Genomic DNA, 19,371 nt, shown 5'->3' on the forward strand with positions numbered 1-19,371 from the left:
CTATTTAATACATCACCGAAACCTTCCCGCCCTACGGTCGTCAGGATGACGTCGTGGGGCGTTATTTTTTGAAACAGCCCTAAATTTGCCCGTTTTTAGCTCAAAAAAATGTTTCAGAACGAAACAAAAAGGGTGTTTTTCGGGGTTGGCACGGCTTTTGCTAATATATCGGCGTAAAAAACTCCCCGCTCAAACAAAAACACTGGGGATCAAGAATTTAAAATAGGAGATTAAAATCATGGGTAAGATTATCGGTATTGACTTGGGAACGACCAACAGCTGCGTGTCCGTGATGGAAGGCGGCAAGCCGGTCGTCATCGCTAACGCGGAAGGTTTCCGCACCACCCCGTCCATTGTCGCTTTCGGCAAGAACGGCGAACGTCTGGTGGGCCACGTGGCAAAGCGTCAGGCCATCACCAACCCCGAAAAGACTATCTACTCCATCAAGCGTTTCATGGGCCGTACGGCCGGCGAATGCTCCGCTGCCGAAAAGAACATGCCCTACAAGCTGGTGGGCACGGGTTCTGACCCGGTGCGCGTGCAGGTGGACGACAAGCAGTTCGCTCCTCCCGAGATTTCGGCCATGGTTCTCCAGACCATGAAGAAGATTGCCGAAGACTACCTGGGCCAGCCGGTGACGCAGGCCGTGATTACGGTCCCCGCCTACTTTAACGACTCCCAGCGTCAGGCTACGAAGGACGCCGGCAAGATCGCTGGCCTCGAAGTGCTCCGTATCGTGAACGAACCGACGGCTGCCGCCCTTGCCTACGGTCTTGACTCCAAGAAGAGCGAAAAGGTCGCCGTGTATGACCTCGGTGGCGGTACGTTCGATATCTCTATCCTGGAAATCGACGACGGCATGTTCAGCGTGAAGGCCACCAACGGCGATACGATGCTCGGCGGTGACAACTTCGACGAAGTCATCATCGACTGGATCAACGACGAATTCAAGAAGGACAATCCGGGCATCGACCTGAAGAAGGACAAGATGGCCCTGCAACGTTTGAAGGACGCCGCTGAAAAGGCGAAGATCGACCTTTCTGCCACGACTTCGACCAACATCAACCTCCCGTTCATCACTGCCGACGCTACTGGCCCGAAACACTTGGACCTCACGCTCAGCCGTGCAAAGTTCGACCAGCTGACCGCCCACCTGGTGGAACGCTCCATGGAACCGTGCCGCAAGGCTATCAAGGACTCCGGTCTTTCTTTGAGCGAAATCGACGAGGTGATCCTGGTCGGTGGTTCTACCCGTATCCCGGCCGTGCAGGAAGCTGTGCGCAAGTTCTTCGGCAAGGAACCGAACAAGACTGTGAACCCGGACGAAGTGGTGGCTATCGGTGCCGCCATCCAGGGTGCCGTGCTTAGCGGCGACTCCTCCGTGAAGGACGTGTTGCTCCTCGACGTGACCCCGCTTTCCCTGGGTATCGAGACTCTCGGTGGCGTGATGACCAAGCTCATCGACCGTAACACCACGATTCCGACCAAGAAGAGCCAGGTGTTCTCTACCGCCGAAGACAACCAGCCGGCCGTGACGATTCACGTGTTGCAGGGCGAACGCGAATTTGCCCGCGACAACCGTACGCTCGGCAAGTTCGACTTGACCGACCTTCCGAAGAAGCCGCGTGGCGTGCCGCAGATCGAAGTGACCTTCGATATCGATGCAAACGGCATTGTGCACGTGTCTGCTAAGGACAAGGAAACCGGCAAGGAACAGTCCATCAAGATTACTTCTTCCAGCGGCTTGTCTGAAGACGAAATCAACAAGATGGTGAAGGATGCCGAAGCTAACGCTGCCAAGGACAAGGAACAGCGCGAACTTGTGGACATCAGGAACCAGGCCGAACAGATGGCTTACCAGGCTGAAGGTCAGCTCAAGGAATTTGGCGACAAGCTCCCGGCCGACACCAAGAGCCAGCTGCAAGCAGCCATCGACGACATCAAGGCCAAGAAGGACAACGGCACCAAGGAAGAGATCAAGGCCGCTATGGACAAGCTCCAGGGCATGATCAGCTCCATGGCCCAGGCCGCCGGTGCAAACCAGGCCCAGCCGGGTCCGCAGCCGGGCGCTTCTGAACAGCCGAAGAACGACAAGAAGGGCGACGGTCCGGAAGTCGTCGACGCTGAAGTGGTTGACTAATTTAGTAGGAAGTAGACGGTAGGAAGTAGGAAGTGTCATCCTGAGCGAAGGGTTTTACCCGAAGCCGAAGGATCTAAAACATTAGTTTATACATCCTCCATCTGCAACTTACAAAATAGGATTCGCTCTCTTTTAGGGAGCAATCCTTTTTGTGTAAATAAGGGTATCTGTTTATTAGTATGAATTAGGACGTTTGCAGTTACTAAAGGACAACAAAGCTTTTCCCTGTCTACTGTCTACTTCCTACTGTCTACTAAATGCCGAAGGCATATTATGGCTGAAAAAAGAGATTATTACGAAGTTCTAGGCGTCGGCAAGGACGCAAGTGCTGATGAAATCAAGCACGCGTACAAGAAGCTTGCCATCAAGTACCACCCGGACAAGAACCCGGGCGACAAAGAAGCCGAAGAGAAGTTCAAGGAGGCTGCCGAGGCCTACGACGTGCTCAGCAACCCCGAAAAGCGTAAACAGTACGACCAGTTCGGCTTTAACGCCCCCGGTGGCGGTTTTGGTGGCGGCGGGTTTGGTGGAGCTGGCTTCGACCTCAACGACATTTTCTCGCAATTCGGCGATATTTTCGGTGGCGGATTCGGCTTTGGCGGCGGTGGCCGTCGTGGCGGTGCTCGCAAGGCCGGTCCTCCGCGCGGAAACGATTTGCAGATCAAGGTGGCGCTCAGCTACAAGGAAATCTTCGAAGGCTGCACCAAGAAGGTTCGCCTGAAACGCTACACGCCGTGTACGGAATGTAACGGCAAGGGCGGCCAGGACATCAAGGAATGCAGCACCTGCCATGGAACGGGTCGTGTGCGCCGCTCTACGGGCGGATTTTTCCAGATGATTACCGAGAGCGCCTGCCCCACCTGTAATGGTACGGGTGAAGTTATCGCGAAACCGTGTAGCAACTGCCATGGCGAAGGCCGTGTGCAGGAAACGGAAGAGATTTCCATCAAGATTCCGGCGGGCGTTGCCGAGGGCCAGTACCTGAACCTGCGTGGCGAAGGCAACTGCGGGCCTCGCGGCGGTGCCTGCGGCGACTTGCTGGTGGTGATTGCCGAAAAGCCCGATGACTTCTTCAGCCGCGAAGGCGACGACTTGCACTGCGAAGTCAAGGTGCCTATCCACAAACTGGTCCTTGGCGGGACTCAGCGCATTCCGACGCTTGACGGTAAAGAGGTGCAGATCAAGATTGCGGCCGGTACGCAGGCGGGCTCCATTTTGCGTTTGCGTGACCAGGGCCTGTACCCGCTGAACAAGCGCGGCGACCGCGGAAGCCTCTACGTGCAAATTGGCGTGGACATTCCGAAGGACATCTCTCGCGAAGAGAAGGAGCTTTACCAGAAGCTCGCCGAACTCCGCAAGGACAAGGAATCCGCTCAAGAAGAAAGTTTCCTCGAGAAGATGAAGAATCTTTTTAAGTGACGCGCAGCGTCATCCTGAGCGAAGGGCAAAGCCCGTAGTCGAAGGATCCAGTAATATCCCGAACGTGAATAGCGTCCGGGATTTTTATTTTATAGTAACACATTTCCGCTCCTTAGGTGTTTAATAAATAAAAGCACAGAATGCTCATTATTAAGGAGTCCGAAATTGAAGTACGTCATCTTGAACGCAAGCCCGCGCCCGAACAGCAATATCAGCCAAATGCTTGGGATTGTCCGCAACGAACTGTTGGCCTGTGGCGATAGAGTCCTTTATATCGATGTTTGCAAATTGCAATTTCGCCCGTGCATTGGTTGCATGAAATGCCGTAGCACACACGACTGCGTTATGCCTGATGACGATGCTAAGCAAGTTTTGCAACTCGTACAAGATTGTGATGCTCTAATCGTAGGCTCGCCGTGCTACTGGGGCAATATGACGGGGCAACTCAAAATGCTTTTTGACCGCTGGGTTTACGGCATGATGGACCACAGCGAAAGCGGCTACCCGATTCCGCTTCTCAAAGGCAAAAAGGCTGTCCTCATTACCACCTGCTCGACCCCATGGCCGTTCAACATCCTGTTCAAGCAATCCGCAGGGACTGTCCGTGCGCTCAAGGAAGTTCTTTGCTGGAGCGGCTTCAAGATTGCAGGCATTCTGCAAAAGGGCGACACCGTCAAGAACAAAGATCTCACCTCGCGCGAAATCGCCAAATGCCGTAGCTTCGCAAACAAGCTCCACCACGCGTATTTGTAATCCTCATCGCTAAAAATTACTTGAATTTTTTCTGATAAACAGTCTTCCCTGCACCCTTGATGCGCACGATAAACGGCGTTTTCGCTAAGTGCGCAACAGTCACAACGGCTGAACCGTCAATGGAGCGACGCATCAGGAGAACGCCCTGCAAGTCATGAATCGTGAGCTGTAGTAGCGCATTCCCGGACTGCGAGGATTTTACGGATTGCGCAACTTTTCCCGGTGCATTCCCGGCGATGTTCACAAGCAGGTCTCCCCCGCTTTTTGTGACCGAGATTTTCCCGGCACCTTGCGCAACTCTTGAAGCTATTCGCAGATCAAGATTCACCTTGCCTGAATCTGGCTCCTCATACGGATGTTCCGGGTCATCGACAATGACCTTGATATCGACTGTACTTTCGCAACCATAAGAATTCACGTACGTTCCTGTGTAAACGCCGCTGCTTTGCCATTGCATATTCTTGAAACGAACTTCACGGCCCAGGTAATAGAAGTCGTTCGGGCCTTTCCAAGTCCAGCGGCCACCTTCCCAAGGGTGTGGACCAATCACAAGCGAATCACCGGGATTGACCTTGACTTCGGTCGTCTCGTTCCAGCCGCCATTGTGAATCTTGGCATACGGAATGATCGTGCTTGCTTCGCACGTGCCGCCAGTTGCATTTTCAATGACCATCGTAACGATGGATTGTTTGCCTACAGTAACCGTAATCGCTTTGTTTGCGACATCAATATCAGCATCATCTTTGAGTGCAGCCGGGAGCGTAAAGCGGTGGACTTTAGCCTTCTTGCCTATTGTCGTGAACTTGCTCAAGTCAAACGTGTATTTTGCATCGCTAGAGCCCGTATTCAGCACCACGAGCACAAGCGAACTGTCTTCACGGATGGCGGCAAGCGTGTTGCTGTTGTCGCTATCGATAAAGCGCGAACCCGGTCGGATGGCGCGGCTAAACGCAGCATGCATGTAGAATCGCGGCGCATAAGAAAACGTCTGCTTTTTGTGGTCTGCGGTAATCGTACGCCAGTTCTCGGCTGGGTCAGAAAGCTGCCAATCGACCCAGGCGCTTGCATGCATATCGCGGAGATCGTGCAAAATCACATCGGCCATCCAAAGCGTAATGTCGAGGTCGCCACTGCGGTGGAGCGGTCCTGATTCGGATTGCCACACGCGCTTGTCGGCAGCAAATGCAGCATTGTAAAGCTTAGCACGGGAATCGTAACCGGAATAGCTATGCGTATTCACCTGGAACATGTAAGAACGCGCTTCGGCACTATAGCTGTTGAAACGAGCCAAGGCATCGCCAATGTTTGATTCATCGGCCGCACTTACGGAAGTTGCAGGGAACAGGCCTTTCGCTTTGAGCGCCTTGCCAAGCTCCACAATCATTTCGGACTGTTTGTTCTTGAAGCCGCAGCCTTCCTGGTCGCCATTTGCTTTCCACCAGCCTGCACTCGGCTCATTGAACGGCTCAATCGTGCGGAACGTGATGCCCCATTCTTCCTTGAAATGTTTTGCGACTTCGGAGAGGTAATCCGCAAAATCGTCAAAGTAGTCGGACTTGAGATTGTCGGCGCCATTGACACCGCCCGAAACGCAACCGCTGTTCGTCATCCACCACGGCGGGGAATTCGAAAATGCTTCGAAAATCGGGTCCTTTGCCATTTTAGCAAGAGCAAATGCGATGTTGCGCTGGTTCGGGTCTGCCGTCCAGTCGTAATCGCCCTTTTCCGTCGACTTGTAGCCGGGAACGGCGGCTCCCCCATCGCCCTTGGTCAAATGGTTATGGCCGGGCTGGTCGCCACCGCCGATGTTATAGCGGAAAATATTGTAGCCAAGCCCTGTGTCTGGGTCGGCAACTGCGCCCAAAAGCTTCGTGTAGTTAGCCTTGTCCCAGCCACCGACGAGTTCAGCCCACCAGCAAAGGCTTGTCCCCCAGCCTTCAAAAAGCTGGTATTTTTTGCCTGGGTCCACGACGACCTTCGTCTGGGCCTGGGCGGCACTGTAAGCAAAGGTAGCGGCTGTCGCAATAAAAATCAGTTTACTCTTCAATTTCTCAACCCCATGTATCGGCGCATCTTGAAGTGCGCGGTTCTTTACTCTCTAAAAATCCATTATTTTACGAAAAAGCGGACACCCCAACACAAGAAATTATTGACTAATTGTCATTTTACAGCACATTCGTACAAAAAAAAGGAACCCGCTCCTCAAGGAAGCGGGTGCTCAATAACTTTTCAGCGTTCTTTCACGATTGCTATTTAGTCGTTCTTGGACTTGTGAGCATATCCATAACCATAGTAACCGTAATAGCCGTAGTAACCGTAATAGCCGTAGTAACCGTGTCTGTGTTCGCTATGGTTCAGCACAAACGCCTTGGGCTTATCGCAGTAGCGCTCCAAAGTCTGTATGGATTCCTTGATAGAATCCATAGAATGACGGCCATAGTGCAACACAACAAGGGCAAAGTCAATCAACGGGCAAATCATGTATGCATCCGTCACCATATTCATCGGTGGAGTATCGATAATAATGGTGTCGTACTGCGGGCGAATTTTGTCAAGTAAATTCTTAAGCATGTCGCCACGCAATAGCTCAAACGCAGAAAGAGTAAACTTTCCTGATTCCAAGATATCAAGGTTCGGAAGGCTTGTGCTCGTGATTTTCGCGTTTTCAAAAGCAACTTTCCCCATAAGAACATCGGCAAGGCCAACTTTGGTAAAGCGGCACGAAGCCTTTCTCATATCGGCATCAATATACAAGGTCTTCTTCCCGACCATGGCAAATGTAGCTGCAAGGTTCGTTGAAATAAAGCTCTTACCGGCACGAGGCGTAATACCTGTCACCATGATCACCTGATGTTCCTTATTTATATTGAACGAAAAATCTATCGCTGTAAGAATGGAGCGAATCGATTCGCTAAGAGGATCGTCAGGATTTGTCTGAACATGAGTTTGTCTTGTCTTTTTAAACTTATAGTTCAAGTTAGTGTCAGAATTTTCAGGAACCCTGGCAAGTACACTTGTATTCGTTTCGCGTTCGATGTCCGTAACGCTGCGGACACCATTATGCATCATACGCAAGAGGAATACCAAGAGAACGCCAAGCATAAATGAAGCCGCCACAGAACATATAATGATGTTCATTTTCTTCGGCTTGCTCGGAGCTCCGTTAATCTGCGCGAAGTCAACAATGCGAACGTTACCCACTTCACCTGCACGCACAACGCGCAACTGCTGGATGTTGTTCAACATGGTTGTATAAATTTCGTTATTGACCGCCACGTCTTCCTTCAAGCGAGCCACTTCCTGTTGCGTCAAAGGCATCTTTTCAGCATTTTTCTTTAACTTGCCAAGTTCAGCTCTTAAACGATTCTGCTGACGAATAAGTGTCTGAACACTTGGGTGTTCTTCCTTGAACAAACGCATGGCGGCTTGTTTTTGCTGCTCCAATTCCAAGATTTGGCTTTGGATTGTGCTTTCTTTGTTCAAATGAGCACTCGTTTCGCCAGTCATATCCACAGAACCAATGCTATGACGATAATCGGCTAAAATCTTTTCGACACTGTCTAGTTTTGCCTTCACACCAGGGAGCTGCTTTTCCAAGAATTCGAGAGTCTTTGCAGCTTCGGCACTGCGCATTTCAACATTTTGGCGCAAGTAAGTCTTAGCAACCGTATTTAAGATCGATGCAGCCCTATCAGGATAACGATGATTGAAACTAGCTTCGATGATACCGCTCTTCTTGCCTTTTTCAGCAACTTTAAGTCCACCCTTCAATGCAGCAATGGCCCCTAGTAATCCCGATTGAGAAAGGATAAATTCCTGGCCTGGCATTGCAAGCATCTTTGAAACATGAATATCGAGAGTATCACCTGCGTAAGCCGCCCTGAACATGGTACCGACTTTGCCTTTCAGAATGACTTGTTCTTCAGGAGAAATGACTTCGTATGTATTTTCATCGACGGTTCTAGCCATCCACTTTCCCGCACGGGCTAGCGCAGGAATGTAGAGGGAATCCAGGTCCATTCGCCCTTCCTTATGCGTAAAGCGATCGACTGCACCAACTGGCGTTGCATTGAAACAAAGATGTTCGGCTTCGACGACATAGCTCAAAACCATGCGGCTCTTGATAAGCTCAATTTCGGCATCGGCCGGGCTAGCAACATCAAGGATGGAACCCATCTCGCCCATCGCCTTCGTCGCGTTACCGCCCTTTGCATCAATTTGCAACAAAATATCGCTAGTGTACTGTGGACGCTGCCAGTTTGCAATAGAATAACCGATAACGCCGCCTACCAGAATAAACAGCAATAACGTGAATTTCTTTTCCCAGAGGATTTGCATTGCTTCAAGCAACGTGATTGTGTTGCTGTCTGAAGGCAACGGAATTGTAGCTTGACTTACAATTTTTTTCTCTTCTTTTTCTTCCATAAGCTATCCTAATTATGTAAAGCAATCACAAATAGTTTGAATTATAAAAGCTTTTGAACAAGTGGAAAATTAGTTTATTTTTCACTGATAATCAACTTATTTTTTATAAACAAGCTTTATTATATAAAACGCTATCCAACCATTTAGGTTGGATAGTCTTTACTTTGTCAAAGCAATCGCTTTATCCATCACTTTGCAAAAGGAACGAGTTCCACACGACGATTTTGGGCACGGCCGGCAGCATCACCATTATCGGCAATCGGCTTGGACGGGCCATAACCAACTGCACGCAGACGGCTGCTATTCACGCCACGCTTTTCAAGATAAGCGACCACGGCTTGGGCACGAGATTCAGAGAGCTTCTGGTTCTTGACGTCAGAGCCCTTGTTATCGGTATGGCCCTGAACTTCGAGATTCGCTTCTGGAATCCTGTTCATAAGATCGGCAATATCGTTAAGAGTCCCGTAGCTTTTCTTGGTGAGCTTTGCGGAACCGGTCTTGAACTGAATTCCCTTCTTAAGCTGGTCGAGGTCTTCCTTCTTGTTAATCGGGCAGCCTTCGCCGTCAACACGGATTCCCGGGAGTGTATTAGGGCACTTGTCGATAACGTCGGCAACACCGTCCTTATCGAAGTCTGGCAAGCAGCCTGTAGAGTCTACGGCGTGACCTGCCGGAGTACCCGGGCACTTGTCCTTAAAGTCTGCAATACCATCATTATCGCTGTCAAGCATACAGCCGTTCGGGCCAACTTCTGCACCGCGCTGGGTATTTGGACACTTGTCGAGGTAATCAGCAACACCGTCCTTGTCATGGTCCATTGGGCAACCCGTAAAGTCTACAGGAATACCGGCCGGGGTGTTCGGGCACTTGTCGAGATTGTCTGCAACACCATCCTTGTCAAAGTCAAGCATGCAACCTGTAGAATCCACAGAAAGGCCTGCAGCCGTATTCGGGCACCTGTCGCTTACGTTAGGAATACCGTCGTTGTCAGAGTCAACGCGGGCAAGGGAATCTGCAATTGCTCTTTCACGAGCGAGTTTTGCTGCATCTTCAACAGGGCATCCTTCGGCATCGACCTTAACGCCCTTTTCTGTACGGGCGCACTTGTCTTCATTGTCCGGGATGCCATCGCCATCGGAATCCTCCGACTTGGGCGCTGCATCAAATTTGACGCTCAAGAGGGCTGAACCGGAAAGAAGCGGAACGCTGGTATAACCATAGTTTGCCTTGACGCCTCTCTGGCCTTGGTAATAGATGATATGATCCCTACCATATTTAACATCAGCATAGTGGTCGAAACCACTCTGGAATAGACGGGCTGCAAAGTCCATACCAAAAGCAAAATCAATATCATGCGGGAAGTGGAAACGGACACCCGGAGTGATAAGCATCGGGTCTACAAGCGGATCGAACGAATAGCGTCCGTTATCCATCAAACGCATTTCGCCAGAGAATTCCAGGAACGGAGTCATCCAGGAAGTCGCATTCCAGTTCAAGCCCGTGCTATAGACAAATGTTTGAGTCAAGCTATAGCTAGCCGGTGAAACATAGCTTGCAGCCAGGTTCCACACAATCGGAGCACCGATCTTGTTGAAGTCGAATGTGAATGCGAGGCCTGCACCAAAAGTCCACCTATCTGCAGTAAACGGGTGCGTATAGCCATTGCCGTTCAGGTACCAGGCATGGCGAGGACGCACACCAGCACATTCCTCACCTGTCGGGACATAGAGGTCGAGCATCAAGGCCATACTATAGACACCGGCCGATGCAAACGGAAGACCTATTTTTGCAAAGACATCCAAGTCACCACGGCTGGTTGTCCACATATTCGCCGTTCCACCCCACTTGGAATTGGCGTGTTCATAGTAAAGCGGGAGAGACATGCCGACATCGATGAAATCCAGGACGCCCACTTCAACAAATATGTTTCCTGAAAGGGATGCGTCAGCATCATTGAAGGCGTATCTTTTCCCATTTACTTCATAGATACCGCCACGAGAAAGTCCCCAGGAGCCAATTGTAAGATTACCGCTCGCCCCGAGATTGACTTGCCATTGACCAAGGGTCTTTGCATTGATTTCATGCAAACCCTCCGATCCACCCAGCATTCCAGCCTGAGCAAAAGCCAGAGTACTAGATAACAAACCTAGAGTGATGATTTTTTTCATATTTTATCCTTCTTTTGAGTTTGTCTTTGTTGTTAAGACTTTTGTTCCTCTGATACTGACTTTCTTAGAATCGTTTTATTAAACTTTTCTGGAGTCGTGAACGTAGGGACAATTTCGTGCAAAGCGCGGATGGCGATTTCATCATTATTTTCAGAAGCCGCACTCTTAAGCTTCCACAGTTCGTTGATGAACTTGGATGTGTCAATATCGATTTGCTTGCCTATGAAGATAAGCTTGTTCTTGGTCTTCTTCAGGCCTTCTTCGTTCATCAAGAGCTCTTCCTTAATTTTCTCCCCTGGACGGAGTCCCGTGAACACAATCGGCACATCTTTATACGGCACCTTGCCATACATGCGGATCAAGTTTTCGGCTAGTGTTACAATCTTGACCGGCATACCCATATCAAGCACGAAGATTTCGCCACCATGAGCGATACTTGCGGCTTCGAGCACAAGGCTCACGGCTTCAGGAATTGTCATGAAGTAGCGGATGATTTCAGGATGTGTTACCGTAACAGGTTTACCCTGTTCTATCTGACGCTTGAATAGCGGTATTACGCTTCCGTTACTGCCAAGAACATTGCCAAAGCGCGTTACAACAAACTCTGTATTGCTATCCTTTTGCATGGACATAAAGCGAACGATCATTTCGCAGCAGCGCTTGGAAGCGCCCATGACATTTGTCGGATTTACAGCTTTATCCGTACTGATCATCACGAATTTTTTGGCGCTGTTGAACATGGCTAGTGTAGCAACATTAAACGTGCCGATAACATTGTTCTTGATCGCTTCCATCGGATTGTTTTCCATCAGGGGCACATGCTTGTGTGCTGCCGCATGGAATATGATTTCTGGATGGTAAGTTTTGAAAATCTGGTTCATACGGAAATAGTCTCGGACACTTGCGATGAGGGTCACAAGGTTCAGCGAACTACCATATTCCATGACCAGTTCCTGCTGGATATCGTAGGCGTTGTTTTCGTAGATATCGACAATGATAATTTGTTTAGGATTGTACTTTGCTATTTGTCGAACAAGTTCACTTCCGATGCTACCGCCACCACCGGTCACCATGCAAACTTTCTTTTCGATATATGCACGAATGTCCTTGTTGTCGAACTTGATGGGGTCACGACCAAGCAGGTCTTCAACTTTAATGTCGCGAATTTGCGTTGCATATGTTGTTGATCCGTCTTCGACATTGGCATCGAGAAGGGTACCTACAAAAGGAAGGATTTTTACCGGAAGCCTCGTCTTGCCGCACAAGTCCATAATGATCTGACGGTCTTTCGGAGGACAGCTCGGGATTGCAAAAAGAATGAGGTCAATCTTTTCTTGCTCGGCTATTTTGGGAATATCTCTAGTAGACCCGGCTACAAGGACGCCTTCATATTTTTTTCCGATTTTATAGCGATCATCATCGATGAGGCAGACCGGATTGAGATTCAAAACTTTCGAAGTGAGCTGTCCATTTTTCGCGTCTATTGCACTACGCTTGATTTCATCGAGCAAAAGCTTTGTCGCATTTCCGGCACCGATAATCATGGTGCGTTTTTTCAGTGCTTCGCGATGACCTGTTTCTATGATTGAGAGAAACGCGTTTCTAAACATGTAGCGAAAAAGACATACGCCAATACACGCTATGAATGCTTGTGTCAGGGCGAACTGCCAATACAGGACGCCGCGCATAAGATAAAAGAAAAAGTGTGTGGCAATAAGACCTGTAAAGACGCCCTTGGCGCAGCTGTAAAAATCATATCGGTTGAGGTAACGCCAAAGCTTGTTGTATGCACCAAAGAAAAGCAGGCTGCTAAAGCATAAAATGACGCTTAAAAAGAATATGGCAAACTGGTCTGCTCGGTCAATTGATTTTGCGTATAGGGGTAAAGGAAAGTTTGCAAACAAGCCTGCAACAACAACAATAAAAGCATCGGCAAAAGCCAAAACGCGTTTGCGGATTCTGAAGCTTGAAAGAAAGCCCGCCAATTTGGTCATCATTTTCTCCCGACTTGAACACCAATTATGTTTTAAAAATCGTTTTCTTATGTTACAAAATAGCTACAAATTATTACCAATAAAAGGTCGTGCGGAGAAAATAGGCCCTAATTTTGCCAAAAGTCAGCTCCATTTCAAAAGAAGCGTTTCTTCCGCTGTAGCTTATCGATGGTGTAATCGTATATTGGAGAGGTGCTTTGTCGATAAATTTCTTTTCGACCGTTTTATACGGGTCTTCAATCTTGCTTCCGTAATCGATTCCTTTCCAGAGCCATTTGTTGTGGAGTCCGAAAAAGAATTTCATCGAGGAATTCCAGAAAAGTCGGCTGTAAACGGTCCAGTCGATAGCAAGCGAGTTTGGACCATTGGGATTTCCGAGAGGAAGTCCAAGATGGGCAATCTGCGCTTGGGCTGTATCATAATGGCAATATGTATAGGGTTCGACTCGTGCAATTTCGGCGATTGTACCGAGCTGTAACTCCTTCCCTTTTATTTCCAGATCATGAGCCACCTGGAAACCAAGCATGGCCGCCCAGCGGTTATTGCTATAGCGATTCTGATAAATTGCATACGGCGACTCCATATCGTCGAGGAAGAATTCACCGTAAATACGGGCAAGCTTGAAAAGCTGAACGTTCATGTCTACGGCAAGGGCGCCATTGTTCACGCGTTCGGAATAGTTGCCTTTTTCGATAAAGAGCGGTGCGACAGGGACAAAGAGCCAGGGCTTGTTCTCGTTATAGAGAATCTGCAATTCTGAAATACCAAAGGTAAAATTCTTGAGGGCCAGCTCATAACGGTGTGCGTAGAGGTTCCGGTCGTTCAGATTGTCCTTGCTGTAGCTCCAGGAAGTTACGCGGAGATCGGCGTAGACGCTGTAAATACGCAATGGTCCAAACGTAAGGTCGAGCGAAAGCATGTTGTACGGAAGCGCATACTGGTTTAGCGAAAGGTTGTTGTAGTACCCAGGCCCCCAGTGCAGTACGTCTCGAGCAAGCTGTAAACGTGCCCAGGCATAGTTGAGCGCGAAGTGCGCACGGTAACGAGCGAAGCTCACATAGTCTATGCCGCCATCTCCACGATCCTTAGACTGGACATCGAAAACTTCGTGGTCATAGCTTTTGGGTTTCTTGGCGGCATGCCCTTCGGAATATATTCTGGCATCAAGATCGAAGTCTAGTGAGTCGGCGAAACCGCGAATGAAAAGCCCAGCATCGATTGCCGGCCAGATCGTATCACCAAGAGCAGAAGATGACTTGTAATCGATCCCGATAAGCGGGCTTACCGCAATTGCAAACTTGTGCGAGTAATTGCTATCGCTTTCAAAGAAAGCCATCGATTTTTTATGGTTCTTGTAAAAATCCTTCTGGAACGTCGTATCACGACGCGGATAAGTGAAAAAATGTCTCCCGTCATCCACCGTCTGGCGGTGGTATTCGAAAAGCATCGGCGCATAATCCAGCCCACGCAAGTTACGAGTCCGTTCTGAACTTATAACTGGTGAAGAACCTGGTTCAGCAAATGCGATTGCCGCTAAAACAAGGCATGCGATAATTGATTTCATTCTCCCCTCTTGGAAAAGCCCTACTCTTCGGCGTCTTTGTCAATAACCTCTGCCGCAGAATCACCGAGAAGCGCGACAAGGCGTATGCCATCAAGCGTCAGGTATGGATCGTAAGTATCTATGATTTTGGTATGGCTTGCTATAGTGCGACCCCAGCCTCCAGTTGCAAAAACAGGAACGTCCTTCTTACCCATTTCCTGCTTGATCTTAGCAACTAGCGTTTCGAGTTCTGCCATGAAGCCAAATAAGAGACCCGCGCGAATAGCATCGTCCGTATTGTTTGCAATGAGACGCTTTGGCCATTCGATGCTGACGGGTAAAAGTCGTGCCGCTTTTTGCGTGAGCACATCGAGGCTCGCGCTAATGCCCGGTATGATGATGCCGCCCGCAAAACCGCCGTCCTTCATCACGTCGAATGTCGTGGCCGTTCCCATATCAATAACAATTGCATCGGAGTAGCCGCGTTCCTTGAGCGCAATCACATTGCAAAGACGGTCTGCACCAAGCGTACTCGGGTTCGGATAGGCAATGGGGCAATTAAGGCAGTTTGTTGAGTTTACCACTTGAACAGGGCGCTTTAAAAGCGTTTGCAAAGCCTTGACCCACGGGCGTTCAAGCGATGGTACTACTGTAGAAAGCCCTACATGCGTTACGGATTCCAATTTGGTCTTCGAAAGGTGAATGAGGCCACCTACACGATTCATGACTTCATCAGAAGTCGTTTCCTTGCGAGTGGTCAGTCTCCAATGATCTACAACTTTATCGCCTTTGTATATACCAAGGACTGTGTGCGTATTGCCCACATCGACCACAAACGACAATGAGTTCTTTAAATTCTTTTTCATTGCAAAAAAAGATAGTAATAATCAATTAGTTATTGGTTAATGGTTATGGGTCATTGGTTTTTATAATCACAGCATAGCTGCCAAATAAAAAAACTAATAACTAAAGACTAATGACTATTGACTAGTTTAAAAAACGCTTCTTTCAGTTCACGCGTTGCTTTTTCAGGATCGTCCGCCTTCATAATGGCAGAAACAGCACAGATGCCTGAAATCCCAGAATCCTTGAGGACATCGATATTATCCTTGTTCAGTCCGCCGATAGCGTTCACTTTTATAGGCACCGCTTTCACAATGGCCTTGAGAGTATCAACGCTTGTAAGAATCGTGACCACCTTCGTTGTCGTCGGATAGATGGCCCCAACGCCAAGATAGTCTGCCCCCTGTTCGTAAGCATCTAAAGCTTGCGGAACAGTCTTTGTCGTTGCACCAATTATTTTATCTGCACCCATCAGCTGTCGTGCTATTTTAACAGGCATATCTGTTTGCCCGACATGTACACCTTCAGCGCCAATCGCAAGTGCCACATCAACGCGGTCATCGATAATCAGCGGAATATTGTAGCGCTTGGTGATTTCGTGAGTCGCAGCTGCAAGTTCCATGTATTCGCGTGTAGAGCGGTTCTTTTCGCGAAGCTGGATGAGCGTTGCCCCACCTTTGCAAGCGGCTTCGACTGTTGGCAAAAAACGATCTACAGGTACGCTAGTACTATCTGTAATGAAATAAAGCGTAGTATCAATTTTTTTCATGTTTTTAAAAGTAGAAATAATTAGTCCACTGTGGATTAGACTAGGTTGAAGTTTTTAAATTGTGCGGTTTCTCACATTTGTTACGTTCTTGTTACGGAAATATGCCAGCAACTACTTGTAAAATATAGATTACCCTAAAAGGGGTAATCCCTTAATAAAACGTATATGGAGCGATATTATGAAACCGATAAATTCAAAGAAGGGGATTACCCTCATGGAGCTTATGGTGGTTATCGCTATTATGGGCGTTCTTTCTACCGTAGCTATGCCTAAGTTTTTCGGGTTCGGTGAAAAGACACGTGAAAAAATCGACCTGTTAAAACTTTATGACTTGAGAAACGCTATCAATATAGCGCTAATCGAGGACAGTGATGCGTTAACGCATTATACACCTGTAAAAAATCTCAATGATGACCAAAAGAAAAATCTATTGACAAAGTTGTCCAACGGTCTTTCTTCTGATGGTGGTGCAACATTGTTTGTGATAGAACTTCACAACGGTTTGTCAATCAACGTGCAGGGAAGTCACGGCAGTGCCAATAATACAAACAACATTTGTGAAATGATCGGGTCTAGCGGAACCTGGTACATGGCTCTGAAAGATGCAAACTTTGACGGTGTCGCAGACATTGTTGCCGCTAGATTGAATTACAAATACAATAAAGACGGTGATTCCTATACATCTAAATCTTATATAAATTCAAGGAAACAGACGGACTACCGAACAGCTCCGAAAAAGCCGCTATTCCAGAGCAAAGCTTTGAATATAGGAAAGATAAACGATAACGAACGTTATACAGTCAGTGTCCGTTGGACGGACCCTCTATCGCCAGGCTATTCTGTTGAAGTCTACCTGCTTCCGCATGGAAAGACATGGGAAAGTGCATACATGACTGACAATGGAACGTGCTTCTCTACTTACGGTAATAAAGGCTGTTCAAAAAAATAATTTGCTAGAAATAACGAAACGCCCCGGGATTTTCCGAGGCGTTTTCTTGTAAATGCGGCAAGAGTCTGAATTCAACTAATAACTAACGACTAACAACTAAACGTACAAATAGTCGTTCAGCACGGGCTGCATGCCTTCGCTGCTCATGTCGGCGTACATCTTGTCGATGCTGCGGCCATCATTGATTTCGAACTGTTCGTCGCCGCCTTCCCCATCGTCGTGACCACTGTATTTGCTTTCGTGGTCGCCTATGCCGGTCGAGACGCCTGCGGAAATCTTCGTGGCGGCGATTTTCACGATGCCATTGCGGAATTCCTTGCTTTCGCGGCTCGAAACCGTGATGCCCACGAACGGGAGGAAGATGCGGTAAGCGCAAAGCACCTGGCAGAGTTCCTTTTCGTGAACGTCAAGCGGGCTAATTTTTTCGTTGTTCACAATCGGGCGGAGACGCGGGCAGCTGAGGCTCATTTCGGCATGCGGATACTTCTTTTGCAAGTAGTAAACATGCAGAGCGCTTGCGAGTGCATCACGGCGGAAGTCCGAAAGCCCAAGCAATGCCGAGAATCCGCAGCCGCGCATACCGCCCATGAGGGCGCGTTCCTGAGAATCAAAGCGGTACGGGAATACGCGCTTGTGGCCGAGCAAGTGGAGCTGTTCATAGCGCTTGCGATCGTACGTTTCCTGGAAAACCGTCACGTAATCGACGCCGCATTCGTGCAGATACTTGTACTCATCGACATTCACCGGGTAAACTTCGACACCCACGAGCTTGAAGTACTTGCGGGCAAGCTTGCAAGCTTCACCGATGTATTCGACACTGCTTTTGGCGCGGCTTTCGCCGGTGAGCAACAAGACTTCTTCCATGCCGCTGTCAGCGATGACCTTCATCTCGTGCTCAATCTGTTCCATGTTCAGCTGCATACGCTTGATGTGATTGTAGCAGTTGAAACCGCAATAGACGCAGTAGTTTTCGCAGTAGTTTGCAATGTAGAGCGGCGTAAAGAGGTAGACGTTATTGCCGAAATGGCGGCCAGTCTCAATCTTTGCCTTGGCGGCCATCTGTTCGAGGAACGGAGCCGCTGCAGGAGATAGCAAAGCCTTGAAATCTTCGATCGAGCAAGTGTCGTGCTGCAAGGCAAACTGCACATCGCGAGCGGTGTACTTGGAAGCATCGTAGCTTTCGAATGCATCAAGAACCTTGTCGCGGATGTCGGAATGAATGACTTCCATTCCCGGCAAGTATTCCATGATGTCCGTGCGGACAGACGGATCTGTTTCGATCCTATGCTTGCGTTCTAGAGCCGCCGGCGAGAGATTTCCAGAATCAAAAAAGTAATTGTTGTCTTTGCGTTCGTTTTCCATGAGTCAATAGCCGTTAGTCAATGGTTGATAGAAAGCGTCATCCTGACGACCAAAAGGAGGAAGGATCCCGTGAAATCTTGTAATGTTGATAAATTGACTGGATCCTGCTCCTACGAACCTAATTCAACTAAGTCAACAAGTTGCCAAGTTTCATATATCACTTCGTTCAGGATGACATCTTCAATAATTTCTCATTCCGAAATCCTAATTCCGAATTATCCTAGTCCCTCAAGAATCCTGTAAGCGGATCGGATGCAGATGCGCCACGGGAAAGCACACGGCCAAGCCCGGCGAGGTAAGCCTTACGGCCCGCTTCAATCGCAAGCTTGAATGCCGATGCCATCTGCTGGAGATCGCCTGCTGTTGCAAGAGCGGTGTTTGCCATAATAGCGGCAGCGCCCATTTCCATAGCGGCACAAGCTTCGGACGGTTTTCCAATACCAGCATCCACGATAATCGGGAGCTCAATTTCGTCAATCAAAATCTGGATAAAGTCTTTTGTGCAAAGTCCCTTGTTTGAACCAATCGGCGATGCAAGCGGCATCACGGCGGCAGCACCTGCATTCACGAGGTCGCGAGCCACGTTCAAATCCGGATACATGTAAGGCATTACGACAAAACCTTCTTTGGCAAGCGTTTCGGTCGCCTTGATGGTTTCGGCATTGTCCGGGAGCAAGTACTTGGTATCGCGCATGATTTCGATTTTCACGAAGTCGCCGCAACCGAGTTCGCGGGAAAGTCTTGCGATACGGACTGCTTCTTCGGCATTGCGAGCGCCCGACGTGTTCGGCAAAAGCGTGACGTTTTTCGGGATGTAGTCGAGGATGTTTTCGTGTTCCTTCGTGTTTGCACGGCGAACAGCGAGTGTTACAATCTGTGCACCTGCATCCTTGACCGCAGCTTCAATGAGCTTGAGGGAATACTTTCCAGAACCGAGAATAAAACGAGAATCAAATTCATGACCGCCAATAACAAGTTTGTCAGAATTCATTTGCATGTCCTTTAT

The 19,371-nt window shown here is 48.8% G+C and carries 13 protein-coding genes; 4 read left to right on the forward strand and 9 right to left on the reverse strand.

The window, feature by feature from the left end:
• The first annotated feature begins 238 nt into the window (after positions 1-238).
• The 3 genes from dnaK (at position 239) to B7990_RS04085 (ending at position 4,312) form a co-directional block, all read left to right on the forward strand.
• A complete protein-coding gene (gene dnaK, locus B7990_RS04075) occupies positions 239-2,140 on the forward strand; it encodes a molecular chaperone DnaK (protein WP_088639733.1) in 1,902 nt (633 codons plus the stop codon).
• Between the two features lie 273 nt (positions 2,141-2,413).
• Positions 2,414-3,559, forward strand: a complete 1,146-nt coding sequence (gene dnaJ, locus B7990_RS04080) for a molecular chaperone DnaJ (RefSeq protein WP_088639734.1) — start codon at positions 2,414-2,416, stop codon at positions 3,557-3,559.
• Positions 3,560-3,724: 165 nt separating this feature from the next.
• A complete protein-coding gene (locus B7990_RS04085) occupies positions 3,725-4,312 on the forward strand; it encodes a flavodoxin family protein (protein WP_088639735.1) in 588 nt (195 codons plus the stop codon).
• 16 nt (positions 4,313-4,328) lie between these two features.
• On the opposite strand, the gene B7990_RS04090 is transcribed toward B7990_RS04085, so the two are convergent.
• The 7 genes from B7990_RS04090 to thiE form a co-directional block, all read right to left on the reverse strand.
• A complete protein-coding gene (locus tag B7990_RS04090) occupies positions 4,329-6,359 on the reverse strand; it encodes a glycoside hydrolase (protein ID WP_088639736.1) in 2,031 nt (676 codons plus the stop codon).
• Positions 6,360-6,565: 206 nt separating this feature from the next.
• A complete protein-coding gene (locus B7990_RS04095; protein WP_088639737.1) occupies positions 6,566-8,737 on the reverse strand; it encodes a polysaccharide biosynthesis tyrosine autokinase in 2,172 nt (723 codons plus the stop codon).
• 188 nt (positions 8,738-8,925) lie between these two features.
• Positions 8,926-10,905, reverse strand: a complete 1,980-nt coding sequence (locus B7990_RS04100; RefSeq protein WP_088639738.1) for an OmpA family protein — start codon at positions 10,903-10,905, stop codon at positions 8,926-8,928.
• Positions 10,906-10,937: 32 nt separating this feature from the next.
• The gene (locus B7990_RS04105; RefSeq protein ID WP_254917312.1) at positions 10,938-12,902 is read right to left on the reverse strand and encodes a nucleoside-diphosphate sugar epimerase/dehydratase; all 1,965 of its coding nucleotides are present in this window, start codon (positions 12,900-12,902) and stop codon (positions 10,938-10,940) included.
• Between the two features lie 70 nt (positions 12,903-12,972).
• Positions 12,973-14,463, reverse strand: a complete 1,491-nt coding sequence (locus B7990_RS04110; RefSeq protein ID WP_088639739.1) for a hypothetical protein — start codon at positions 14,461-14,463, stop codon at positions 12,973-12,975.
• 20 nt (positions 14,464-14,483) lie between these two features.
• Complete coding sequence (locus B7990_RS04115; protein ID WP_088639740.1) at positions 14,484-15,308, reverse strand: type III pantothenate kinase; 825 nt, start codon at positions 15,306-15,308, stop codon at positions 14,484-14,486.
• Between the two features lie 107 nt (positions 15,309-15,415).
• Positions 15,416-16,054, reverse strand: coding sequence for a thiamine phosphate synthase (thiE, locus tag B7990_RS04120; RefSeq protein ID WP_088639741.1), 639 nt, complete (start codon positions 16,052-16,054; stop codon positions 15,416-15,418).
• Positions 16,055-16,232: 178 nt separating this feature from the next.
• On the opposite strand from thiE, the gene B7990_RS04125 reads away from it, so the two are divergent.
• Entirely contained in the window at positions 16,233-17,003 is a 771-nt protein-coding gene (locus tag B7990_RS04125) for a type II secretion system protein (protein ID WP_088639742.1), read from the forward strand.
• Between the two features lie 96 nt (positions 17,004-17,099).
• On the opposite strand, the gene thiH is transcribed toward B7990_RS04125, so the two are convergent.
• Together thiH and B7990_RS04135 are read right to left on the reverse strand one after the other, a co-directional pair.
• Complete coding sequence (gene thiH / locus B7990_RS04130; RefSeq protein ID WP_088639743.1) at positions 17,100-18,365, reverse strand: 2-iminoacetate synthase ThiH; 1,266 nt, start codon at positions 18,363-18,365, stop codon at positions 17,100-17,102.
• 220 nt (positions 18,366-18,585) lie between these two features.
• On the reverse strand, positions 18,586-19,356 hold the full coding sequence (locus B7990_RS04135) for a thiazole synthase (protein ID WP_088639744.1): 771 nt from the start codon (positions 19,354-19,356) through the stop codon (positions 18,586-18,588).
• Between the last annotated feature and the right edge of the window lie 15 nt (positions 19,357-19,371).

Source organism: Fibrobacter sp. UWB4, from assembly GCF_002210345.1.
GTDB lineage: Bacteria > Fibrobacterota > Fibrobacteria > Fibrobacterales > Fibrobacteraceae > Fibrobacter.